This window comes from Clostridium sp. AM28-20LB (assembly GCF_003480665.1).
In the GTDB taxonomy this organism is placed as follows: Bacteria; Bacillota; Clostridia; order Lachnospirales; family Lachnospiraceae; genus Otoolea; species Otoolea fessa.
This window is the reverse complement of sequence record NZ_QUJN01000001.1, coordinates 1-22,044: the sequence shown is the minus strand read 5'-3', so window position 1 is coordinate 22,044 and position 22,044 is coordinate 1. Positions and strand designations below refer to the sequence as shown.

At 48.0% G+C, this 22,044-nt stretch carries 22 protein-coding genes and 1 riboswitch; of the genes, 2 read left to right on the top strand and 20 right to left on the bottom strand.

The window, feature by feature from the left end; genetic code table 11:
• Positions 1 to 49: 49 nt before the first annotated feature.
• The 15 genes from tig to DW739_RS00045 all read right to left on the bottom strand — a co-directional run bounded on the left by tig (position 50) and on the right by DW739_RS00045 (position 14,420).
• Positions 50 to 1,336, bottom strand: coding sequence for a trigger factor (gene tig / locus DW739_RS00115; RefSeq protein WP_022359227.1), 1,287 nt, complete (start codon positions 1,334 to 1,336; stop codon positions 50 to 52).
• A 199-nt stretch (positions 1,337 to 1,535) separates the two neighbouring features.
• The gene (locus tag DW739_RS00110) at positions 1,536 to 2,090 is read right to left on the bottom strand and encodes a DJ-1 family glyoxalase III (protein WP_022359228.1); all 555 of its coding nucleotides are present in this window, start codon (positions 2,088 to 2,090) and stop codon (positions 1,536 to 1,538) included.
• A 47-nt stretch (positions 2,091 to 2,137) separates the two neighbouring features.
• Complete coding sequence (locus DW739_RS00105) at positions 2,138 to 2,800, bottom strand: phosphatase PAP2 family protein (RefSeq protein ID WP_182427913.1); 663 nt, start codon at positions 2,798 to 2,800, stop codon at positions 2,138 to 2,140.
• 47 nt (positions 2,801 to 2,847) lie between these two features.
• Positions 2,848 to 3,321, bottom strand: a complete 474-nt coding sequence (locus DW739_RS00100; protein ID WP_117795066.1) for a CYTH domain-containing protein — start codon at positions 3,319 to 3,321, stop codon at positions 2,848 to 2,850.
• Between the two features lie 36 nt (positions 3,322 to 3,357).
• Positions 3,358 to 3,636 carry a DUF4160 domain-containing protein gene (locus DW739_RS00095; protein WP_107001610.1) on the bottom strand — a complete coding sequence of 93 codons (279 nt, stop codon included), beginning with the start codon at positions 3,634 to 3,636 and terminating at the stop codon, positions 3,358 to 3,360.
• Positions 3,620 to 3,892 (bottom strand): hypothetical protein, encoded by a 273-nt coding sequence (locus tag DW739_RS00090; RefSeq protein ID WP_107001611.1) that lies wholly within the window; start codon positions 3,890 to 3,892, stop codon positions 3,620 to 3,622. Before DW739_RS00090 ends, DW739_RS00095 begins: the two co-directional genes overlap by 17 nt.
• Before the next feature lie 52 nt (positions 3,893 to 3,944).
• Positions 3,945 to 4,232: a hypothetical protein gene (locus DW739_RS00085; protein ID WP_227589388.1), complete on the bottom strand. Its 288-nt coding sequence runs from the start codon at positions 4,230 to 4,232 to the stop codon at positions 3,945 to 3,947.
• 377 nt (positions 4,233 to 4,609) lie between these two features.
• Positions 4,610 to 5,602, bottom strand: coding sequence for a beta-methylgalactoside transporter (locus tag DW739_RS00080; protein ID WP_107001612.1), 993 nt, complete (start codon positions 5,600 to 5,602; stop codon positions 4,610 to 4,612).
• A 14-nt stretch (positions 5,603 to 5,616) separates the two neighbouring features.
• On the bottom strand, positions 5,617 to 7,125 hold the full coding sequence (locus DW739_RS00075) for a sugar ABC transporter ATP-binding protein (protein WP_107001613.1): 1,509 nt from the start codon (positions 7,123 to 7,125) through the stop codon (positions 5,617 to 5,619).
• Between the two features lie 112 nt (positions 7,126 to 7,237).
• Positions 7,238 to 8,329 carry a substrate-binding domain-containing protein gene (locus tag DW739_RS00070; RefSeq protein ID WP_181357250.1) on the bottom strand — a complete coding sequence of 364 codons (1,092 nt, stop codon included), beginning with the start codon at positions 8,327 to 8,329 and terminating at the stop codon, positions 7,238 to 7,240.
• 247 nt (positions 8,330 to 8,576) lie between these two features.
• Positions 8,577 to 9,605, bottom strand: coding sequence for a galactose ABC transporter substrate-binding protein (locus DW739_RS00065; protein WP_118570223.1), 1,029 nt, complete (start codon positions 9,603 to 9,605; stop codon positions 8,577 to 8,579).
• 24 nt (positions 9,606 to 9,629) lie between these two features.
• A complete protein-coding gene (locus tag DW739_RS00060) occupies positions 9,630 to 10,604 on the bottom strand; it encodes a substrate-binding domain-containing protein (RefSeq protein WP_107001676.1) in 975 nt (324 codons plus the stop codon).
• A 31-nt stretch (positions 10,605 to 10,635) separates the two neighbouring features.
• Entirely contained in the window at positions 10,636 to 12,435 is a 1,800-nt protein-coding gene (locus tag DW739_RS00055) for a sensor histidine kinase (RefSeq protein ID WP_118742438.1), read from the bottom strand.
• A complete protein-coding gene (locus DW739_RS00050; RefSeq protein ID WP_107001617.1) occupies positions 12,435 to 14,063 on the bottom strand; it encodes a response regulator in 1,629 nt (542 codons plus the stop codon). Before DW739_RS00050 ends, DW739_RS00055 begins: the two co-directional genes overlap by 1 nt.
• A 174-nt stretch (positions 14,064 to 14,237) precedes the next feature.
• Complete coding sequence (locus DW739_RS00045) at positions 14,238 to 14,420, bottom strand: hypothetical protein (protein ID WP_107001618.1); 183 nt, start codon at positions 14,418 to 14,420, stop codon at positions 14,238 to 14,240.
• Between the two features lie 185 nt (positions 14,421 to 14,605).
• Here DW739_RS00045 and DW739_RS15010 point away from each other — a divergent pair, with 185 nt between their 5' ends.
• Positions 14,606 to 15,406: a hypothetical protein gene (locus DW739_RS15010; RefSeq protein WP_243023702.1), complete on the top strand. Its 801-nt coding sequence runs from the start codon at positions 14,606 to 14,608 to the stop codon at positions 15,404 to 15,406.
• Positions 15,407 to 15,450: 44 nt separating this feature from the next.
• Positions 15,451 to 15,556: riboswitch (TPP riboswitch) on the top strand.
• 140 nt (positions 15,557 to 15,696) lie between these two features.
• Here the strand turns inward: DW739_RS15010 and DW739_RS00035 are convergent.
• On the bottom strand, positions 15,697 to 16,437 hold the full coding sequence (locus DW739_RS00035) for a L,D-transpeptidase family protein (protein ID WP_118684549.1): 741 nt from the start codon (positions 16,435 to 16,437) through the stop codon (positions 15,697 to 15,699).
• Positions 16,438 to 16,526: 89 nt separating this feature from the next.
• Positions 16,527 to 17,252: a DUF6198 family protein gene (locus DW739_RS00030; RefSeq protein ID WP_243023701.1), complete on the bottom strand. Its 726-nt coding sequence runs from the start codon at positions 17,250 to 17,252 to the stop codon at positions 16,527 to 16,529.
• Between the two features lie 300 nt (positions 17,253 to 17,552).
• On the opposite strand from DW739_RS00030, the gene DW739_RS00025 reads away from it, so the two are divergent.
• Positions 17,553 to 18,893 (top strand): MATE family efflux transporter, encoded by a 1,341-nt coding sequence (locus DW739_RS00025; protein WP_118684547.1) that lies wholly within the window; start codon positions 17,553 to 17,555, stop codon positions 18,891 to 18,893.
• A gap of 103 nt (positions 18,894 to 18,996) precedes the next feature.
• Here DW739_RS00025 and DW739_RS00020 read toward each other — a convergent pair whose 3' ends face one another.
• The 3 genes from DW739_RS00020 to DW739_RS00005 all read right to left on the bottom strand — a co-directional run.
• A complete protein-coding gene (locus tag DW739_RS00020) occupies positions 18,997 to 20,271 on the bottom strand; it encodes a hypothetical protein (RefSeq protein WP_118467379.1) in 1,275 nt (424 codons plus the stop codon).
• A gap of 341 nt (positions 20,272 to 20,612) precedes the next feature.
• Positions 20,613 to 21,293, bottom strand: a complete 681-nt coding sequence (locus DW739_RS00010) for a hypothetical protein (RefSeq protein WP_118522387.1) — start codon at positions 21,291 to 21,293, stop codon at positions 20,613 to 20,615.
• Positions 21,294 to 21,462: 169 nt separating this feature from the next.
• A partial coding sequence (locus DW739_RS00005) for an IS200/IS605 family accessory protein TnpB-related protein (protein ID WP_243023700.1) occupies positions 21,463 to 22,044 on the bottom strand: 582 nt, incomplete at its 5' end.

The window sequence follows — 22,044 nt, the reverse complement described above, 5'->3', positions numbered from 1 at the left end:
GACACCATAGAATTCTGCCGTATTTCAGTATTCGCTTTTATCGGTTTGATTAAGCAAGCTTTGCCTGCTCTACCAGTAAATCGATCGCTGCCTGAACTTTCAGGTCCTCACGGATCTGCTCTTTCTCGCGCTCACCCATCATTTCTTTCAGCTTAGCGCCTTCCAGTTTATAGGATGCTGCGATCTCGTTGATCTGCTCGTCAAGCTTCTCATCGGAAACTTCTACGTTCTCAACTTCAACTACTTTCTCAAGAACCAGTCTGGTCTTGATTCTCTTCTCTGCTTCCGGACGCATCTGCTCCATCAGCTTCTCCGGTGTCATGCCGGTATATTTCATGTAATCGTTGATGTTTAAGCCCTGGCTCTGCAGACGGCGAGCGTAGTTCTCTACCATCTCTCTTGCCTGAGTGTCAACCATCGGCTGCGGCAGTTCCATCTGAGCGTTCTCAACTACTTTTTCGATTACGTTGTTCTCGTTCTCTACTTTAGCGTCCTGCTCTTTCTTCTCCTGCAGTTTCTTGCGGATGTCTGCTTTGTACTCATCCAGAGTATCGAAATCAGATACTTCGCTTGCGAACTCATCGTTCAGCTCCGGAAGCTCGTTTCTCTTAACTTCTTTGATGGTTACAACGAACTTAGCCGGTTTGCCAGCCAGCTCATCTGCATGGTACTCAGCCGGGAAAGTAACGTTTACGTCACAGGTCTCGCCTTTTTTCTTGCCGATTAACTGATCCTCAAAGCCCTCGATGAAGGAATGGGAACCGATTACCAGCGGATAATCTGTACCAGCGCCGCCGTCAAATGTCTTGTCATCAATGTAGCCGGTGAAGTCGATGATAGTGTTGTCGCCGTCCTCGATTGCGCCGTCTTCTACGTCGATCAGTCTGCCGTTTTTCTTACGTGCTGCAGTCAGCTCGTTCTCTACATCCTCGTCTGTCACAACAGCTTCTGCCTTCTTAACTTCTACGCCTTTGTACTCGCCCAGAGTTACTTCCGGTTTCAGAGCTACGGTTGCCTCGTAGATGAATGCCTTACCTTTTTCGATCTGAGTTACTTTGATCTCCGGAGTGGAAACAATCTCTTCCTTGCTCTCCTCTGCTGCCTTCGGATAAGATGCGTCGATCACTTCGTTTGCTGCATCCTCATAGAAAATGCCAGCGCCATACATCTTCTCCAGCATAGCTAACGGTGCTTTACCTTTACGGAATCCCGGGATGCTGAATTTGTTTTTGTTCTTGTTGTACGCATTTTTGATTGCTGCATCAAACTCTTCAGCCGGAACTTCGATGGTCAGCTTTGCCATGTTCTTCTCTAATTTTTCTACCTGTAAACTCATTTTAAGGGGTCCTCCTTGCTTCTATATGTGAACCGCCATTCTACCGGGCGTTACACTTCAAGATAGCATTATAGCATATCTGCGTGCTAAATACTAGCGGAAAATATAATTTTGCGTTCACTTTTTGCGGGTTTATGAGTGGTTTTAGGTGGGTTTTATGCCATTTTTGATGTATTTTCTGTGTGTTTTTTAGTTGAAACTACACCTGGTCATACTGAATGGAATCTTTGACCTGTAATGCTACCGGGCGATCGACTAAGAGCGATGCCAGCTCAATTCCCAGATCCAGCGCATATCCAAGTCCACGCGCCGTTGTGATATTGCCGTCCGTCACAACGCCCGCACCCGTCAGCTTCGCACCGGTCAGGGCATCCTCAAAGCCCGGATAGCAGGTTGCCTTCTTGTCCTTCAAAAGCCCCAGCTGCCCCAGAATGCTCGGAGCCGCACAGATCGCTGCCAGGCGCTTTCCAGCAGCATCTGCCTGCACCAGTGCATCGCAGAGCGGTTTGCACGCCATCAGATTTTTCGTTCCCGGCATACCGCCCGGAAGGAACAGAAGATCCGCTTTCATCGGATCAATCTCATGCAGCAGGGTGTCTGCATGAATGCCAAATCCATGTGCGCCCTTCACCTCTTTTTTACCCGTAATCGAAACCAGTTTTACCTTCACACCCGCGCGGATCAGCACGTCCGCCGTTGCCAGACATTCCACTTCTTCCAGTCCATCTGCTAAAAATGCGTATACTACAGCCATGATTATTTCCTCCTTTTCTTTGTTTTTATAACACTTTTTATATTAAATTATTTATTTGTTTTCCACAAAGCAATCATTTTTCCTTTTGAAAATGCCTTTACTAGTACCCACACATTCACCGCCTCGTCAAGAATCAGGCTCAAAATCCAGCCACAAAGCACATCGACCAGCGAATGCTGTTTGATGAACATGGTTGAAAGACAAATCAGAATCGTGACAATCCACGAAAGTGTACGGATCGGTTTCTTGTTCCGCACACTTGCCGCGTGGCAGATCGTCAGATGTACCGCCACAGTGCTCGATACATGGATCGACGGGCAGACATTGTTCGGCGGATCCACCCTCCGCAGAAACCGCACAATCTGCGCGCAGAAATTCTGTGATGTGATCTCCTGCCGCAGATTTAAACCGTTTGGTGCCAGCAGGTAGACAAATAAGCAAAAGGTTGCTCCTGCAAACATCACAAAGCAAAGTCTCAGATATGCCTCCCGATCCTTGATCATAAAATAAATCATAAACACCGGCACCCACGCGTACCACAGAAAATACGGCAGTACAAACCATTCATTAAACGGTATCAGGTCATCGACCGCACAGTGTATAATATGAACATCCGATGGTTCATGCAGCTCCAGCAGAAAAAATCCTGACAGAAACACCAGCATATAGAGTCCTGCCAGACAGTAGCGGTGCGTTTTGATCCAATTCATTACTTGTTTTATCATTAATAGTATACCTTTGTATTGTTCTTTCGTTTTTATTCTTTCGTTTTTAATACCAGGTTTTCCGCTAGCGCCAGACGACTGTTCTGGTACTCGCCCGTAAACGTCACCTCGCGCCCGAACCATTCCGGCGGCACAAAGGCAAGTGCGGCTTCCTCACTTGGAAATTCAACCTCCGCCAGCTTCAATCCCTCATATTCACCTAAAAAAATGTCCAGCTCAATCGTGTACTCCGTTCCTTCCATCGGAATCAGATAACGCTTTTTCGTCAGAATCCTGCCGTCAGCCTTCGAGCGGAGATGCTCATAGGATTCCTTCGTCAGCGGCAGATTGTATTCCTCCCGCGCCATCAGTCCTTTGGATTTGTAGGTCAGATAATAGGTGTCATCCTCCTGACGGACACGCACAACCGGGGCAGTGCTTAGATATGCCTGCTCGATCTGGTGGAAGGGGTATCCGGCTATATCAAATGGAATGTGACTAATTAAATATTTGCGTTCGATTTCCATAAAATTAGTTGTCCTTTTTATATTTCTTAAAAAGTCTTAACAAAAGTACCGTATTTCTCCAAAATGAGAAAGCCATTTTTCTATAATTTCTTCACTGTTGGCCTCTATCACCCGAATCATACTGTTCAAAATTTGGGCTGATATTTTGGAAGAATTGTGGCTGAGCAATGCCTTGCCCGTACTGGTTATCCACACTTTTGTCGCATTTGAAGTTGCTCTTCCCTCTGCAATATGGACATGCACCGGTTCCAGCGGCTCATTTTCATTCGACCAAAAATATACAATATATGGTCCAATCCTAAAAATTTGCGGCACTCAGAATTCCTCCCTCTTGTGAAAACTCCATAATCAAGTGTGCATTTTCCCGAATCAGTTTCTTGAAATAACTCATTTCCATATCTGAATAACCATTTATATTCTCCCACTTGTAATCTGGCAAATAGCATATCGCATTGTGAAATCCATCTTTTTCATCGGGTGTTTCTATATAAACTTTAACCCTGCCATCTGCCCGCATTTCAGAATGGGTAATTTCCGTATCATCATTTAAGGTCATAAATGGGTACATCATCTTTCTTCCTCCTCTCATTTATCCTCAAAACAGTTTTAACCACGGCTGCTTTCTACTTATTCAGCATCCCCATCACCACAACCACCACAAACAGTACCACCATCACGCCGATAAAAATATCCATCGTCCGCACAGAGACATGCACATGGTCATAGATGCGCTCTTTGATGGTCTTTTCTTTCATGAGTTCCAGCTCCCGGCGGAGCTTTTCATTTTCCGCTTCCAGTTCCTCCAGAGTTTTATCTGCCGTCTCCTCTGCCGCTTCTTTCGCCGTCTCCAGTTTTTCGCTCACTGTTTCTTTTATCGTCTCATTCTTTTCCAGCATTTCGTTTTCGCTCATCCTTGTTCCTTTCAGAATATGGCTTGTTTTCTCTGCTGCTCACTCTGAAACAGCCTCTTCTCTTATTATATCCATAAAAATAAGTTCAGGCAATCCAAAAATATTTTTCCGTCACTGTCAAAGCAAGCGCTGGCACGCCATCTTCTCCACCATCCCCCCTGCCGATTACAACTTTTCAGATTTATACAAGAAAAAATCCTGCCCGGCAGGGCTGTTTATATAATAGGAGATTCCAACGGATTCTCCCATTATATAAAAAACTCCCCCGCCATGCATCCATGGAGAGGGAGTTTCGGATTTGTTTTCAATATTTATGTACGGTTCCCGACGACTTTTCATATGATACATACATTCTCGTCAGAACACAGTTAATCTTATTACTTCTTCGCAATGTACTTACGGATATCCAGTGCAATCGCAACAACGATAACGATACCCTGTGCGATATACTGGTAGTTCGGGTCGATGCCAAGGAACTGCAGACAGGTCTTTAAGAACTCGAATACGAGTACACCGATGATAACACCGGAGATACGTCCGATACCACCGTTTACAGATACACCACCGATGGTACAAGCTGCAATAGCCTCCAGCTCGTAACCGTTACCGGTATTTACACCGGCACCACCGGACTTAGCTCCCAGAAGGAAACCTGCGATAGCATACAGTGCAGTAGCTGTTACATAGATGATGATCTTGGTTTTCTTAACATTTACACCAGCAACCTCTGCTGCTGCCTCGTTGCCGCCGATTGCATACATATATTTACCATGGCGGGTGTAGTTAAATACGAACCACATGATCGCGCCGATGACAAATGCAATGATGAACAGGTACGGAATACCGAAGAAGTTACCATTTGCAATGATGGTATACTCCTGACGATAACCGCCTAACGGAACGGATTTTGTGTAAACCAGGTTGATACCGTATACGATCATCTGCATACCCAGGGTACCGATGAAAGCCGGTACATTCAGGTAAGCAACTACGATACCATTGATAAGACCAAATACACAGCAGATAGCAATACAGATAAGGAGAATCAGCCATACGTTCTGCTCGCCAAATCCTTTGGTAAGTTCAAAATGTCCGCTGTAATCACTCTTCTGGAGCAGAGTACCTGCCAGGCAGGCAGAAAGTCCAACCAGACGTCCTGCAGAAAGGTCGGTACCTTTCGTAATCAGACAGCCGGATACGCCGACTGCGATGATGAAACGGCATGCTACGTTGATGGAAATGTTGCTAAAGTTGCTACGGCTGAAGAAGTTCTGTTTTGTCACACCAACAAAGAGAACCATCAACAGGATCAGAATAACGATACCGTTATTGATCAATATATCTTTTACATTCAGTTGTTTCTTATCCATTCTCTCTTCCTCCTTTAGAACTTAGTCGCGTAGCTCATGATACGCTCCTGAGTTGCTTCCTCACCCTGTACCTCACCGGTAATGTGACCATTACACATGACAAGGATACGGTTCGACATACCAATCAGCTCCGGCATCTCAGATGAAATCATGATGATACCTTTGCCCTGCTTTGCCAGGTCAATCATGATCTGGTAGATCTCATACTTGGCACCAACGTCGATACCACGGGTCGGCTCATCCATGATGAGGATATCCGGGTTGTTGGCCAGCCAGCGGGAAATCAGAACCTTCTGCTGGTTACCGCCTGAAAGTGACTGAATCAGTGTCTTACTGCTCGGCGTCTTGATTGAAAGCTTTGCCACGTTATCCTTGACAAGCTGCTCAATCTTCTTCTTATTCAGTTTGATACCATAGTGTAAATACTGATCCAGGGAGGAAATTGATACATTATCTGCAATGGACAGACATCCCAGAATACCAGTTCCGCGTCGGTCCTCGGTAATCATACCGATACCGCCCCGGATTGCATCCTGCGGACGCTTAATGTTCATTTTCTTACCCTTAATATAAACTTCTCCGGATTTAATATGACGCATACCGAAGATACCTTCCATCAGTTCCGTTCTCTGAGCACCTACCAGACCGCCGAATCCAAGAATCTCGCCTCTTCTAAGGGTGAAGGAGCAATCCTGGAAGGAACGATCATGGATACTGGAATATCCTCTGACATCCAGCAGTACCTCTCCGGCTTTTGTATCATTCTTCGGAGGATAGATATTGGTCAGCTCACGACCAACCATCTGTTTGACGATCTCATCATCCGAAATCTCGTCCATATGCCAGGAACCAACATAGGTGCCGTCTCGCATGATGGTAATATCATCACAAATCTCACGAATCTCCGCCATCTTATGGGAAATATAGATGAGGGATACGCCTCGTGATTTCAGGTCACGGACAATGCGGAAAAGCGCCTCTACCTCATTATCCGTCAAGGAGGAAGTCGGCTCGTCCAGAATTACAACTCTGGCATTTAAGGATACAGCCTTGGCAATCTCGACAGACTGCATCTGGGCGATGGACATGGTTCCCAGTTTTGCCTTCGGGTTATACGGCATCTTAACATCGTCCAGCCATTTTGCTGTCTCTTCAAACATCTTTTTATGGTCGATGACCTGAATCGGACCAAATTTCTTGGTTGGATAACGACCGGTGTACATATTCTCTGCTACCGTTCTCTCAGGTATCGGCTGCAGCTCCTGATGTACCATGGCCAGTCCTCTGTGAAGGGCTTCATCCGGATTGTGGATCTCCACTTTTTCTCCATCCAGATATACCTCACCTTCATCCATATGATAAATACCAAAGAGACATTTCATCAAGGTGGATTTACCAGCGCCGTTTTCTCCCATCAGTGCATGGACGGTGCCGGGACGTACTTTGAGGTTTATCTTGTCCAGAGCTTTTACGCCAGGGAAGCTTTTCGATACCCCGCGCATCTCCAATCTGTACTCTGCCATCCCATTCTCTCCTTTCATAAAATCGGGTGTGCCATCTGCACACCCGACACTTTATTCACTCCCCCGCAGGGGAGTGATATGTTCATAACCGTCCTTCTCTGAACAGCTACAATTATTTAATCATTTCCAGAATATCGCCAGCGTTCTCAGTTGTAACCTTTACATAGTCTACCATGTATACGTTGTCAACATCTTTGCCGTTTACGAAATCAAGAGCTTTGTCAGCTGCTGTATGAGCCTGTCCGAAGTAATCGTTGAATACGGTACCGGTCATCTTGTCGTTCATAACGTTCTCAACAACCTCAACCAGAGCATCAACACCTACCAGGTAGATATCTTTGTTTACAGTTCTTCCAGCTGCCTCGATAGCCTGCAGAGCACCAAGAGCCATAGCATCGTTGTTGCAGAATACAACATCGATCTTGTCGCCGTACTGGGACAGAGCGTTAGCAGTGATCTCCTGACCCTTTGTCTGATCCCAATCACCACGCTGCTTGGTCAGCTCTTCAACCTCTACGCCAGCTGCCTTTAAAGCCTCAACGGATTTCTCAGTTCTGTACTGAGCATCTACGTTCTCCGGATCACCCTGAACCATGATGTAACGAACAACGCCGTCGCCGTCTGCATCACCCTTGTTCTCAAGCTCAGCGATCTCTTCACCCTGATATGTACCGGACTGTCTAGCATCAGCACCTACATAAGTAGCTTTGATGCCGTCGTCAACCCAAGCCTGCTCTCTCTCAGCATCCGGCTCACGGTTGATGTAAACAACCGGGATACCTGCTTCGTTGCAGATGTTGGTTACATCCGGCTCAGAAGAAGCCTGAACCAGGTTGATGATCATAACATCAAATCCCTGAGTAACGAAGTTACGGATCTGGTTCATCTGCTCGGACTGGTCATTCTTACCATCCATGATGGAGATGTTCTCTGCCTTTAAGCCAAGCTCATCTACTAAATATTTCTGAAGTTCGTTTCTATACAGTGTCATGAAGTTATCAGCGAACTGGTAAATAGAAATACCAACTTTAACTTCTGCCGGATCTTTTCCTTCGATTGCTTCTTTAACAGTCTCTGCTGCGTCAGCTGCTGCTGTTGTCTCTTCTGCCGCTGCAGTTGTCTCTGCCGGTTTGCTGGAGCAAGCAGTTACGGAAAATGCCATTGCAGTTGCCAAACCAAGTGCTGCTACTTTTTTCAGTTTCATAATGTTTGTCCTCCCTTAAACTTGCGTATCCGTTTGCGCTGTCCGGATCCACCGAACAGTTAAATTTTCCGCATACACACATTATACAGTTTCGCCGATTCGTCATTTTTTCTTATCGACACCTTTATTATACGGATCGTTTGTACACTTTTCCATATAATTTTCTTGGTTCTTATATAAAATTTTTTTAGATCCTTTGTGATTTTATTCACATATTCTTGTTTTTCCGGTGTGAAACTGTGGGATTTTATGGTAAATCAGCAACAGTCAACGCTTTCTGACTGCATTGATAATAGGTTCCTTCCTCTAATTCGACCTTTTCCTGTACATTTTGACCAAGTGCCTCAGCGGCAGCTATCTCAAAAATCACTTCTGCATACTCGTCGCTGTCACACTGGACTGTTCCATACAGTTTTCCGCTCTTAAGCCCCTCGATTCCCTGCGGGGTTCCGTCGATGCCGACCACCTTGACGCCCCTTGTGTCACCGGCGCGTTCAAGCGCCTCGGCAGCTCCGAGCGCCATCTCATCGTTGTTGCCGATCACCACCTCGATCGCATCCCCGAACTGGCGGATCCACTGTTCCATCAGCGCCGCCGCCTGGCTCCGATCCCAGTTTGCCGAACCACCGGTCAGTTTTTCCAGCGGAATATCTCCGTCGCGCATCGTCTGCACCGACCACTCTGTCCGGATCAGCGAATCCTGATGGCTGCGCTCGCCCTCCAACATCACATATCCCACGGTTCCATCCCCATTTAAATCAAGACTGCCCGGATTTTCCTGATACGCATCCACCAGAAGCTCTCCCTGCAGAACCGCCGATTCCCGCGCGTCCTCCCCTACATAATAGAGGTGCTCCCACCGTTTCATGTCCTCCTCGACCGGTTCGCGGTTGAAAAATACGACCGGCGTCCCGGCATCCATCGCCTTGTTGATGACATACGATGCTGCTGAGCGATCCACCATATTGACGCAGATCGCATCGTATTCCAGGGAAAGGAAACGATCTACCTGGCTGTTCTGCGTATTTTGGTTTCCCTTCGGATCCATGATTTCCAGATTGACCTTAATGCCCGTCTGCTGCTCATATTCCTTCGCCTTTTCCTCCAGGCTGGAACGGATATTGTTGATAAAGGCATCCTCGCCCCGGTACAGCGTTACACCGATACGGATGCTCTTTTTTTCTGCCGGTTTTGCCGCGCTGCATCCATTTAAAAGAAGTGTGCCCACTGCCAGAAGTGCCAGCGCCATCTGAATGCTTTTTCCGTTTTTTTTCATCTTTCTATACTCCCTCCCGGATTTTTAATCAATCGGGTACAGCATCTTCTCATATTTCTTCGAGCGCAGCTCATCCTTCTCTATATAGTAGGATTCCAATGAAAGCTGGCTTCTCTCCTGCTCTTTTTCAATCGCCTGCACTGCTTTTTTGACCGCAAAATAGCCCGCGTCAAACTGGTTTGTCACCACCAGCCCCCGGATTGTCCCCTTGTCAAGCTGATCCAGCAGGGACGGCATCATCCCGACGCCGTATAGCCCGGAAATGTATTTTCCGTACACGCTGCTTCCGCCGACAATCTCCGCCGCCTCCGCTGTGCTGGCGAAATCCAGTGCCGCCACCACCGCCGTGCCGCTGCCCGGATAAACTGTTTTTTCAATGACGGAACGGTAAGTATCATCGGTGCCGCGCGGCACAATGGTATAGGAAAAGCCCTGTTTTTCCAGCACCTCCGTCAGCCCCTGCTTCATCTCCCCCGCCTTGCCGATATATGGGTTATCTGCAAAGATCCAAACAGGAAGATCGGGGCTCTGTTCCGCCGTAATCGCCTCGCCCAGCTTTCTCCCGGCTGCCGTCCAGTCCATATGAACCGCCCCCTTGACCTCCTCATCCGGTGATAATTCACCCAGCAGGATAATCGGCGTTCCATATGTATTTTCTTCCAGATATTGGCGGCATTCCAGCTCATCAACCGGCTCCAGTATCACTGCCCCGGCACCGTCTGCCGCTTCCCGGCGCACCAGCTCCATCTGCTGTGCCAGATTATCCTTTTCATACAGGGTAATAAAGCTGACATCTACATTATACTCAACCGCCGCCTGATCCACGCCCTTGCGGAAGTTGACGTAATCATCATCCGAAGTATCGCTGATAATCAGGGACACCGGGTAGACCTCCACCTCTTTTTCCTTGATGATCCAATCCGTGGAGGAAAGGAGATACAGCAAAATAAGTCCCACACACAGGATTCCCCAGAGCACCAGCTCCTTTTTTTTTCTCACTCCATATCGCATTGATCTGTCGCCCCCACTTTTACACTTTCTTCTCTTCCAGCACTTTCTCGTAAGGCACTGCCGGAAGATGAATCTTCACCGTGGTTCCCTCATCCGGCTCCGACTCGATCGAAAGACCATATTCCGCGCCGAAATACAGCTTGATCCGCTCGTTGACATTGCGTACCCCGATGCCGGATCCGCGCTTGGATGCCACGTGCGCCGTATCGGTAAAGAGGCTCTCGACCTGTTCCTCCGTCATGCCAAGCCCATTGTCCCGCACCTCCAGATACAGCTCTTTTTCCTCCTGCCAGGCGCGCACGAAGATCTCGCCGTCGCCGTCCATATATTCCATGCCATGGTAGATCGCATTCTCCACCAGCGGCTGCAGCATCAGTTTTAAACTTGCAAGTTCCAAAACCTCATCATCTGACTCGATCGTATAAGTAAACTTATTTTTAAACCGCATCTGTTGGATCATCAGGTAATTCCGGACGTGTTCCAGCTCATCCTTCACAGTAATTAAGCTCTTGCCGCGGCTTAAACTGATACGGAAGAACCGCGCCAGCGCCGTCACCACCTTGACCGCCTCCGTTTTCTGCTCATTTTCAATCATCCAGACAATGATATCGAGCGTATTATAGAGGAAATGCGGATTGATCTGCGACTGCAGCGTATCAAACTCCTGCTTGCGTTTCGCCTCATGCTCACGCACAATATCCTGCATCAGGAGGCGGATCTGACCCGCCATATCACTGATCGATTTTCCCAGATGGCGGATCTCATACGAACCGCCGATGTACACCGATGCGCTTAAATTGCCCGCCTCCAGGACGCCGACCGATTTTTCCAGCTCGCGGATCGGATTCGTGATCCTCGATGAAATATAAGAGTTAATCAGAGCCAGAATGCACAAAATGAGGGCAATGACAAATACGATAAAAAGCCGGGTTTTGATCGTGTTGAGCGACACGGCATTTTCCGGCGTCACCCCGACCACCTTCCAGCCTGTGTAGCCGATCGTCTTGACCGTCGCCATCCGCTTTTTTCCGGCAAATATCTCCTCATGATTTCCGTCCGAATAGCCGGCTGCCTGTCCATTGTTCTCCTGCACCCAGCCGGAATCCAGAAGCTGCATCTGCGGGTGGTAAAGAATCTCGCCATTTCCGCTGATCATATAGAAATAACCGCCGCGCCCCGTCGTGATGCCGCCAAAGAGCTGTTCCAGGCTCGAATAGCGAATATCGACCAGAAGGACGCCCTGCGAGGTCGAGGTTCCGTGTGTCAGTTCGACCGCCCGCGATAGCGAAATGACCCATCGGTATTGATTTTCCGCATTGTCAAACACATACTGTACGTGCGGCAGGGAAAAATGCTGGTTTTCCGTCCGGTTTAAGGCGCTCCGGAACCATTCTTCCTGCGTCACATCCACCTCATTTTTCAGACGCACCGCCGGGACTGCCTCCAGAAGCGCCCCATCCTCCGAAAACAGGGCAATATTCTCCACATTATCCTTATTATTATCGTAGAGAAGCGTAAATTCACTTCCAAGCGACTGGCTCGACAGATCGGCATTCTTGATCGTGCCATAATAAAGCGAGTCGGACAGCTTCATGATCGTGCGGAGATACGACTCCACAGAGCGCCCCACCTGCGCGATCAGGTTCTGGCTCTCCTCCTGTACTACTTCCGTGACCTGCCGTGACATTCTCTGGTACAGCGACAGGGAGATCAGTACACTCGCCGCCAGCGCCGTGATCGTAAAATAGATAAAGATCATCGACCGGATGCTGGCATCGTCAAAGAGCTTTTTCTTCCAGATCGTCCTTTTTTTACCCATTATGCCTCCCCGCTCCGGTGTGCCGTGCGGTACCGCGTCGGGGAAACACCGAATTTTTTCTTAAATACGTAACTGAAATAGTTCTGCTCCGGGTAGCCGACCTTTTCCGCGATGATATACGTCTTGTCGTCAGTTGCCATCAGAAGCTCGACCGCGCGCCCCAGCCGGACATCGGTCAGATAGGCGATGTACGCCTGTCCCGTCTCCTTCTTAAACATCGTTGAAAAATACGCCGGGCTCATATGCAGATGGCGGCAGATCTTCTCCACCGACAGATCCGGATCTTGAAAATTGTCCTGAATGTACTGCTTCGCCTCGCGGATCACGTTTTTTGTCGTATTGCTCCGCTCTTCTTCCATTCCGGCATTCATCTTGAGCGCCACCTCGGTCAGGTACGGGCGGACATTCTCCATCTTCTGGACGCGCCCCAGAATCTCGAAATAATCATTTTCCACGCCAAACATCTCGCTGATCCGCAGATCATACTGCTGGGAGAGCTGTGTCAGCACATTGATGATCGCAAGCACATACGCCTGATACTGGCGGTAATGCACCCGCGCATCCTCCATCCGGCTCACAATCCCGTCTATCACGGAACGGATCTTTTCCTTCGGTCCAAACTTGACTGCCGCTATAAGCTCCGACTCCATCCGGCTGTCGAACCGGAGTTTTTCATGCCCGGACGGCTCCATATCGCCGATGCAGATCACACCGCCGGAACCTGTGATCGCACGGTAACCGAGCGCATTGAGTGCCGTGTGGCACGGGCGGCTTAAATCCGTCAGCGAACTGCAGCTCTCACCCACGCCGATCGTAACCGATACCTCCAGAATTTTCTTCGTCTCCTTGCAGATATCGCCCAGCAGGGCAATCAGTCCGGTCTGCGTATTGTCTTTGTCGATCGCCACCAGAAGGATCGTCTCAAAGGAAGAGTGGAACACAATAAAACGGTACTGCCCTTCCAGTTTTTCCTCAATCAGATTGCGGACGGAAATCGGAATCAGCTCCCGCTGCTGATGCAGCGAAACTGCCTTGTCCACCTTCTCATCCGGTTCCAGATGGATCGCCGCAATCACCCATTTGACCGCACCCGCAACGTCGATCGCATATTCGTTCAGTTTTTCCTCAATCTGCGCTTCCTCCATGCCGCCGTGAATCAGGTCATTCAAAAAATGTTCCCGGATCGCCGGAAGACTCTTGATATAACTTTCCCGAAGCAGGGTAACATTCCGCTTCTGCTCGATCTCCTCATCGAGATTTTTCTTGATTTTCTTTAAAATCGCCGTCAGCTCTTCGACATTGACCGGCTTTAAAATATATTCGATCACATTGAGCTTGATCGCCTTTTTGGCGTACTCAAATTCATCAAAACCAGAAAAAATCACGATCTTGATGGACGGATATCTCTGCCGTATATTCTCCGCCATCTCCAGCCCGTCCATATATGGCATCCGGATGTCTGTCAGCACAACATCCGGCTCATTCTGCTCGATCTTTTCCAGCGCTTCCTTCCCGTTCTCCGCATCCCCGATCACCTCGAATCCGGCATCCTGCCAGTCGATTTTGCGTATGATGCTTGTCCGTACTTCCTCCTCGTCATCTACCAGCATGATTTTATATGGGTTCATATGGATTCGTCCTTTCAGTTCCTGATGCAATGTTGTTGTGAGCCAGTTTGTCTTAGGACTCTGGAGCTCTGCTACGGTATCCCCATTCCAGCTTTCCCTGACACCTCATGAGGAAGTGGCTGGGCAGGCTGGAATGAGGGGAATTTCTTTCTTTACATTATACCACATCTTTCTTTATTTGTGAGTTTGTGATTTTTCACTGGCAGGTTCCAATTTCTGTAAAGGCGTGCTTCGTCCCCGGGTGCGGGAACCCGGTTCCACACAGCGTCTGCATCCAGTCCGCCGTCCGCGGCAGGCGAGACAGTCTTCATCTATTTCATAAACGGCATTTCCATCAATGATCAGCCGGGTGTTCATAGCTCTGAATCCTTTTCTTTCTTATTTTTTATAATATACTATATGTGGTTTTTCCTGTCCCGGAGCTTTTTTTCTTTAAACATTCCCGTTCTTTTTCGGTTCCAAAAGTGCCTACCCGTGAACCAAAACGTCTTTTTTTCCTCTCATCTGCATATATTGAGACAAAGATTTGGGAGGTTTTTTTCGTGAACCAAGATGTTTCTCTCAAAATGACCGAGTTAGACCGCTTGACCTCACTCCCACATATGCAGCTTGTCAAGGCGGCGCTTCCCTATATTCACATCCCGGAACAGCGTTTTTTCTCCCTGTTTGTGAAATTCCGCGAACTAGAAAAGACGATGCAGCTATTTGCTGATCCGGCCGACGGTGAGATCGGAATCTGCTCGGTGGGCGAACGCGACAAGGATTCGCCGGTTGATATGCTGAAAGCGATCAAGCCGTATGGCACAGAGGAAGAGCAAAGTTCGATCGATCTGGTCTTAAATTTTATCGAAGGTTCCCGCCTCTATGAATCCTACTGGCAAAATATGCCGCAGACAGCATCCTTTCCGACTTCGCAAGATATCCAGAATGATTCACCCAATTCTGATGCAGTTCCGGCATCTGTTCTTTACCCGCAAGCCGAATATTCCCGCAGACAGAAAAAACCCACAGACCGTGCATCTGGCACATCCACTTCAAACAGACAGGAGGCACACACTATGGAATTTCAAAACTGGAAACAGGATCCGAGACTCCGCTCCATGGATCCAGACAAAATAAAACAGATGGAACAGTTAGCCGATCAGGCAAGAAACACGCCGCAAGACAAGCTTCTGCCGCTTCTCATGAGTCTCCGGGGCAGCAACGGTTCCCCGCAATTCTCAACCTCAGAAATGGACACTCTTTTTTCGATCCTGACAGACCAAATGCCCCCAGCGCAGAAACGGCAGGCGGAAATGCTGCGGATGCTGAGCCAGCAGATGGGCGGGGCAAATAAATCATAAAACCAGAGTTGCCACTGCTATTTTTCCAAATCATGCTACAATTCATTTCGATAATGGGGAGCTTGTGATGCAGGCTGAAAGGGAACCAAAAGTTCCGACCCAAAACCTGATTTGGATAATGCCAACGTAGGGACAGATATTTTGAGACACCTGAGCGCCGGATATTGTCCGGCGTTTTTGGGTTTCATTAGGAAATTATGTCCTATGAAACAAAAAAACTCATCTGGGGGTTCCTATCTGCTTCCAGATAAAAATCCCCAAATGAGATCTGACTCTCACAGCCTATCTAATTAGTAATTTGCTAAATCGCTCTCATCCTGCACCACCACAATCTTCGTCCCGGTATCCACCTGGCACACAACCTGTTTCATATCTTCCTCCGGAATACTGATGCATCCGGAAGTTCCCGTATTATTCCAGCTCTTCGGGCAATGCAGAAAGATCGCCGATCCCTTTCCCGGTATACACTCCGGATTATAATCCAGTACCAGGCCATAATTATACTGCGGCGCCTGCGCCATCAGATCCTCCGCCGAATTCCAGTCCTTCTGTACCTGCTTCGTATTTGCCAGCTTGTTATAATACTGGCTGTTTCCGTCATCCACATAATAATCGCCGTCCACAATCTGGTGATACGGCAGAATCGTTCCCGGATTTGCCTTCAGGCCAAATGCCATCGTAAAGCGGTACACACCCGCCGGCGTCTTCTTATCGCCCTCCTGCTTCTGCATCGTGATACCGTTCATGCCGCTGACCGCTTCTTTCGACATCACCTGCACCAGTTTTCCATCTGCATCGCGTTTATACCAGTCCAGACGGCTCTTCGCCGGATCCTGGCGGTTGCCAATCACCACAATCAGCTGCGTTGCATCCTTCGCCGCCTCCAGTGTATTTACATCCCCGTTGTAGCTTGCCGTAAGCGCCGGTCCTGTCGCTTTCTCCGCCGCCATCGCAGCCGCCGGAGCTGCCGCACTCATCAACATGCCTGCTGCCAATACTACCATTGCTTTCCGCTTCATTCTCAATTTCATCTTATTTATCTCCTATTATTTTATGTATCTGAATTTCACTCAAAAATCGGCTGCTTTTATCTTTCGCACACCTTTTTCCACACACTCTGTCAGTTCCTGCCACTTTCCAGTCCAGCCGCCTGCAGCATCGCCTTTCCAAAAATATGATGAAACAGCGCAATCACGCGCCCCACCAGCATGACAGCACAGACCGTTCCAATGCCGATTCCCACCGGTTTTCCCGCAAACAAAAGCCCCATGAGCAGTGACAAAACGATACAGGTTGCATCGACACAGTTCTTCATCAGACCTGTGTCGATTCCAAAGGTGTCTGCAAACACCTGCACCAGACCATCGCCCGGATTTGGCACCAGCCGCATTGACAGGGACATCGCCGCGCCGATGCCTGTAAAAATCAGGGCAAGCATCAGCACTCCCAGGCGTCCTAAAAGTCCAGAAGCCGCCGGTCCACATTCTTCCAGCGGCGGTATGCACGCTGAAAATACATTCAGAAATCTTGTAAATGCAATACTCAATGGAAACTGCAGAGCATCTTTCATAAGCAAGCTGCGTCCTGCTTCTCCTTTCTCCCGCAGATGAATCGCCGCCTGAATCAAGACAAAGATACCATACAGGACAAAGGTCATATCACCAAAATTCCGGTTCCAGATCACGGACGCTGCATACGAAAGTGAAATAATCGGCGACACTCCGAGTCCTGCTTTGGTATTGAGTGTAAGCCCCATCGCCAGAATCAGAAGCCCCATCAGATAAAAGCCCCACCGTGCTGCCCCGCTTCCCGTCGGTTTCTCCGTCATTTCCATGTTGTGATTCAAGATTTCCTCATCTCTTTTTCTTAATATTTGTTAAACCTATTCTATTATAGATCCTCCTCTTTCCACTTGACAAGCGCTTCCTGTATTCTAAATCTTCCAATTTTCTTACGAAATAAATATTCCAGCCTGCCTACATTCTACAATCACAGCCTACATCTTACCATTGCGCCCCATTGAACCCACGACAAATTTCTGCTGCCACCAGATTATCTTACAGCACTTTCCGTTCTCTTTACTTTTTCCATCCCCTATGCTACACTAAACTCATGATTTTAGCTGTATCAAAGGAGTTTTATACATATGAAAAAAGATATGACCGAAGGGCGGGAATGGTCCTCCATCCTGCTCTTTTCCCTGCCCATCATGGGGGCAAACCTGCTGCAGGTTTTGTACAACCTCGCTGACAGCGTGATCGTCGGAAACCTCATCAGCGCGACCGCCCTTGGAGCCGTCGGACTGACCAGCTCCATGACCTGGCTTCTGACCGCCATCTGCACCTCCATCGGTGCCGGCGTCAACATCGCAGTCGCCCAGTATTTCGGTGCCAAAAAAGAGACGGATATACAGGAATCCATCTCCGTCTCCTATCTGATTGCCGTGATCGCAAGTATATTTTTAACTGCCGCCTGCTTTCTGGCAGCCCGTCCAGTTATTTTCGGCTTTTTGCAGGCACCGGAAGAAATGCGTTTCGACAGTATGGCATACTTTCTGATCTACAGCGGCGGAATTATTTTCCAGCTGCTCTACAATGTCACCTACGGCATCCTGCGGGCACACGGGGATTCGCGCGGCGCGCTCATTTTCCTGATGATCTCCGCCGCCCTGAACATTGTGCTGGACTGTGTGTTTATCTCCATCTTTCATATGGGCGTCTCTGGCGCGGCTGCCGCGACCGTGATCGCACAGGCAGGTTCCGCCATCGCCAGTTTCCTGTATCTGCGGCATATTTTCCCGGATCTGCTGCCGAAACGGCGTTATCTCTGCGCCTGGAAGGGACAGGGGGCGCTGCTGATGCGCCTGAGTATTCCGATCATGCTGCAGACGGGCGTCAATTCGATCGGTTTCCTCATCCTGCAGCGTCTCATCAACTCCTTCGGCGCTCCCAGCATCGAGGGCTACGCTGCCATGCTGAAGGTCGAACAGCTCGCGCACATCCCGTCCCAGAGCTTTAACGTCGCCATTTCCAGCTTCGCCGGACAGAATATCGGCGCTGAAAAACTGGACCGTGCCCGCCGCGGCTACCGCACCACCATCCTGATGGGCGTCCTGATCAGTATCTCCATCAGTATCGTAGTTCTGCTTTTTGACCGGCCGCTTCTCCAGATCTTCAACATCACCGGAGAGTCCCTGCGGCGCGCAAAGGAACATCTCGACATCCTGATGTTCTTCATCTGGACCAGCACGATCACCAACATCACCTGCGGTTTTCTGCAGGGTGCAGGCGATGTCAAGATCCCGGCAGCTTCCGGCTTCATCAACCTGGGCATCCGCCTCGCGCTCTCCTTCCTGCTGGCGCTCACCCCGGTTGGCTTCCGCTGCTACTATGTGAGCATGCCGCCCGCATGGCTGATCGCCTGCTTCGTAGTTGTGATGCGCTACCGGAGCGGAAAATGGAGGGAGTTTCGAATTGTAAAAGAGTAAGAAAAAGGATGGAAGAATTTACTTTGGGGGTGATTTCTTCCATCCTTATTTCGTTTAAAGCTCTTTTTCGCGTTTTACCCGCTCCTAAAATTTTAGCACACTACTATCTATAAAACACAAACTCCATTTTTACCATGCACATTCCACTCCACGCGCACACCGCTGCTGCCAGTGCCCGGTATGTAAACACGATATGGATATAAGAATGATTCACAAACACACTATACCAGGCAAACGGAATCAGGCAAATCATAAGATATGGCAACATACATAGGAAGAGCTCCCGCCAGCCACTCCGAACATGCAGGCTTTGTCTATTTCTCCACAGCATAAAAATCGTCAACAGAAGAAAGACAACCGCCGCTAATACCAGAACACCTATAAATCCGGCACCTATATTCCGCATAAATACCATCACTCTGGAAAAATGATTTTCTCCATAGCTGCTGGAAACGCGGACCTGTGCCTGCGAAACGGCATCTGCCAAAACATTCTGACGTAAAATAATCGAAGAAATCAGCCATTTTCCTGCCCACATGCCAAAATAGCCAAATCCCCAAACGACTGAACCAGCCACAATCTGCCGAATCTTCTCTGCAGGCGCCGTTTTTTCCTGAATCATCATAAAAACAGTCAGTAATACCCCTAATGAAGCGACCGGATATGTAAGCAAATCCGCGTATGCAATCACAATCCCATTCATCAAAAACAGATAAAGAAAATGTCCCTCCCTGCACATCCATTTCTGAAAATAAATACACACAATAACCGACAGCATCGTCGGGTAAAATACCGTCGAAAGCTGCAGCGAATGAATAATCGCTAATGGACGCAAAAATAAAATCGTAATCCCCAACGGCAGGAACAACTGATATTGTTTTCTTTTTATTATAACCAACACCAGTAATAATATTGTAACCGCAAAAAAGACTGTATTAATTGACCGTATACCCAAATAATCGGTTACCATCAAAAGCGGCCTAAGCGCCACCAGATAGCCATGCCAATAACGCGGGTACGCAATACTGCCAACGTCCTCCTCCGCCTTCACGTATGCATCTAACGAAGTAATCGGATCTCCATTCTGATAATCTGGTCGGTAGGCTGCAGCCGCGCGGTTCAGCGCACTGGCATCTTCTTTCTGATAACAGGCATTTCCAATCATAAGCGCATCCGTCCAGTTATCCAGCTGATCCGCATATGTATAACCAACCGCCGCACCTATCCCTTCATAAGAAAATGTTTCCGCCGATCGGGCTGCATGCGTCTGGGTCAAACGATCCGGCAGCAAAAATACGCACCATAGTAAAAATATGCCTGCAAACAGACTTGCAAGCAGCATCAAACATAATTTTGCACTTATCTTTAGAAATTTCATACTCTCTCCCAACTATTGACATAGCATCAAAAAAGAAGCCCACCTACAAATCGTATACGATTATAGTAAGCGGGCTGATCAACATTATGCTTCTTTCAGTTTCTCAACCACTACTTTACATCTCTTTTTGTAAAAAGCGATGCCATAAAGCATTATATTATGGCGACCATCATTTTTCAGATACTCAGAATACCTTCGATCTCTGATTTGCTTGAGCGCTCTTTCACAGGTCTTATCTAATCCTGACACTTCCTTGGAATGCTTAAATTCAAAGATAATGCCATTATCCGGATTTTGCGGTTCAATGATAATATTAGCATATGTATAACCAACCGCCGCACCTATTCCTTAAACTTTTCCAAAATATTCCTAACTTCATCCACATCTATTTTCATCTGTTCTGCAATCTGGTTTTCTGTATATTTATCTCGATATAATCTATAAATTCCAAACACTCGTTCTTCACCCTGCTTCTGACCTTCCTTTAATCCTTCCTTCTTACCTTCCGCATACTCTGCCTTCCGAATCAATTCCTTTTCCCGTTTCTCATCATATTCGAAAATACACACCTCTATCGCCTCCGTTCGATTCTTTCTCAGGAAATCAGCCAGTATATTTTCCTCAATACATTCCGTCACAGCCTGCTCTGCCGCCCGGTTTATGTCCTTATACTCTGCCGCATATTTACGAATCTTGTCAACCAGAAGCATATACTCTTTCAACAGGCAGCAAGTTTCCAAAATCCTCTGTTTTTTATCCAGATTAATATTCAATACCTTCACTATCAATTCCAGCTCTGGTTCATCCGCCTTCTGGCAGAATGAATGTGACAGTTTCAGAACACTTTCCGCTTCCCGCTCCTCTTCTCCATTGTAAAATACAACAAAGTGTGGGGTCGGCAATTCTACCAGCGTTGACGCATACAGCGTTTGATTCCGAATGAGCATCTGGTATTCTTTCGTCACATAAATCAGAAAACGCAGCGGCATATTCGGATTCCAGGTTGACTGATGTTCATACAAAGTGAACCTCACATGGCTAAAGTCACGTGCTTCTCAGCCGTTTTAAACGGCAAGACTAAATATCGGCGGATACGCCAGTAACTTAGAATTTGTGCGGATACGCACTTTTCCCATGCCGGATACGGCTGGTTTCCACATTACAGGTAGTCCGCTGTATATCTGCCTGCGTTTATGCCGCTTTTAAATTGTTTACTTCTACATAAAGCTTTCTTAAATCTGCATAAACACATGAGGTTCTACGCTTCACTGCAGGTACTTTTGCCTCCAGTGAAGACCTTCCCGTTTCCGGCAAGGGTTTTAAAAGTTCCCGTATAAAATATCTCGCTCCAATATTATAGGATGCTGACAGGTCGCAGTTGTACTGTTTTCCCGTCCGGAAGGTACATAGGCTATGGTTCTCCTGATTTCTTACTACCGCTCCGCTTCCGTCACAGGCCAGCCTGCTGGTGTTCCGGGCACTGACCCTGGACACACGAATTCTGTTCCGATGTGCCTGATGTTCACACAGTTTCTGAATATCCCGCTTTCTCCATAAATGAAGCTTTTGTTTCTTTTTTCCGGATATTTTTCCCTGCATTTCCAGATACTCAAAAACAATTACATCTGCCTGATACTCTGCGGCATATTTCGTGATCTCCGCAGCTATTTTGCGGGACAGCTCCATATTCAGCCTTTTTGCATAATCCCATCGGCTTTGGACCTGTCTGGAGGAATGTTCTCTCTGAAAACGGCGGATTCTGCCAAGCACATG

Coding starts and splice junctions, on each gene's coding strand:
- tig (WP_022359227.1), bottom strand. CDS start 1,336: ATGAGTTTACAGGTAGAAAAATTAGAGAAGAACATGGCAAAGCTGACC.
- DW739_RS00110 (WP_022359228.1), bottom strand. CDS start 2,090: ATGGCTGTAGTATACGCATTTTTAGCAGATGGACTGGAAGAAGTGGAA.
- DW739_RS00105 (WP_182427913.1), bottom strand. CDS start 2,800: ATGAATTGGATCAAAACGCACCGCTACTGTCTGGCAGGACTCTATATG.
- DW739_RS00100 (WP_117795066.1), bottom strand. CDS start 3,321: ATGGAAATCGAACGCAAATATTTAATTAGTCACATTCCATTTGATATA.
- DW739_RS00090 (WP_107001611.1), bottom strand. CDS start 3,892: ATGATGTACCCATTTATGACCTTAAATGATGATACGGAAATTACCCAT.
- DW739_RS00085 (WP_227589388.1), bottom strand. CDS start 4,232: ATGAGCGAAAACGAAATGCTGGAAAAGAATGAGACGATAAAAGAAACA.
- DW739_RS00080 (WP_107001612.1), bottom strand. CDS start 5,602: ATGGATAAGAAACAACTGAATGTAAAAGATATATTGATCAATAACGGT.
- DW739_RS00075 (WP_107001613.1), bottom strand. CDS start 7,125: ATGGCAGAGTACAGATTGGAGATGCGCGGGGTATCGAAAAGCTTCCCT.
- DW739_RS00070 (WP_181357250.1), bottom strand. CDS start 8,329: ATGAAACTGAAAAAAGTAGCAGCACTTGGTTTGGCAACTGCAATGGCA.
- DW739_RS00065 (WP_118570223.1), bottom strand. CDS start 9,605: ATGAAAAAAAACGGAAAAAGCATTCAGATGGCGCTGGCACTTCTGGCA.
- DW739_RS00055 (WP_118742438.1), bottom strand. CDS start 12,435: ATGGGTAAAAAAAGGACGATCTGGAAGAAAAAGCTCTTTGACGATGCC.
- DW739_RS00050 (WP_107001617.1), bottom strand. CDS start 14,063: ATGAACCCATATAAAATCATGCTGGTAGATGACGAGGAGGAAGTACGG.
- DW739_RS00045 (WP_107001618.1), bottom strand. CDS start 14,420: ATGAACACCCGGCTGATCATTGATGGAAATGCCGTTTATGAAATAGAT.
- DW739_RS00035 (WP_118684549.1), bottom strand. CDS start 16,437: ATGAAATTGAGAATGAAGCGGAAAGCAATGGTAGTATTGGCAGCAGGC.
- DW739_RS00025 (WP_118684547.1), top strand. CDS start 17,553: ATGAAAAAAGATATGACCGAAGGGCGGGAATGGTCCTCCATCCTGCTC.
- DW739_RS00020 (WP_118467379.1), bottom strand. CDS start 20,271: ATGAAATTTCTAAAGATAAGTGCAAAATTATGTTTGATGCTGCTTGCA.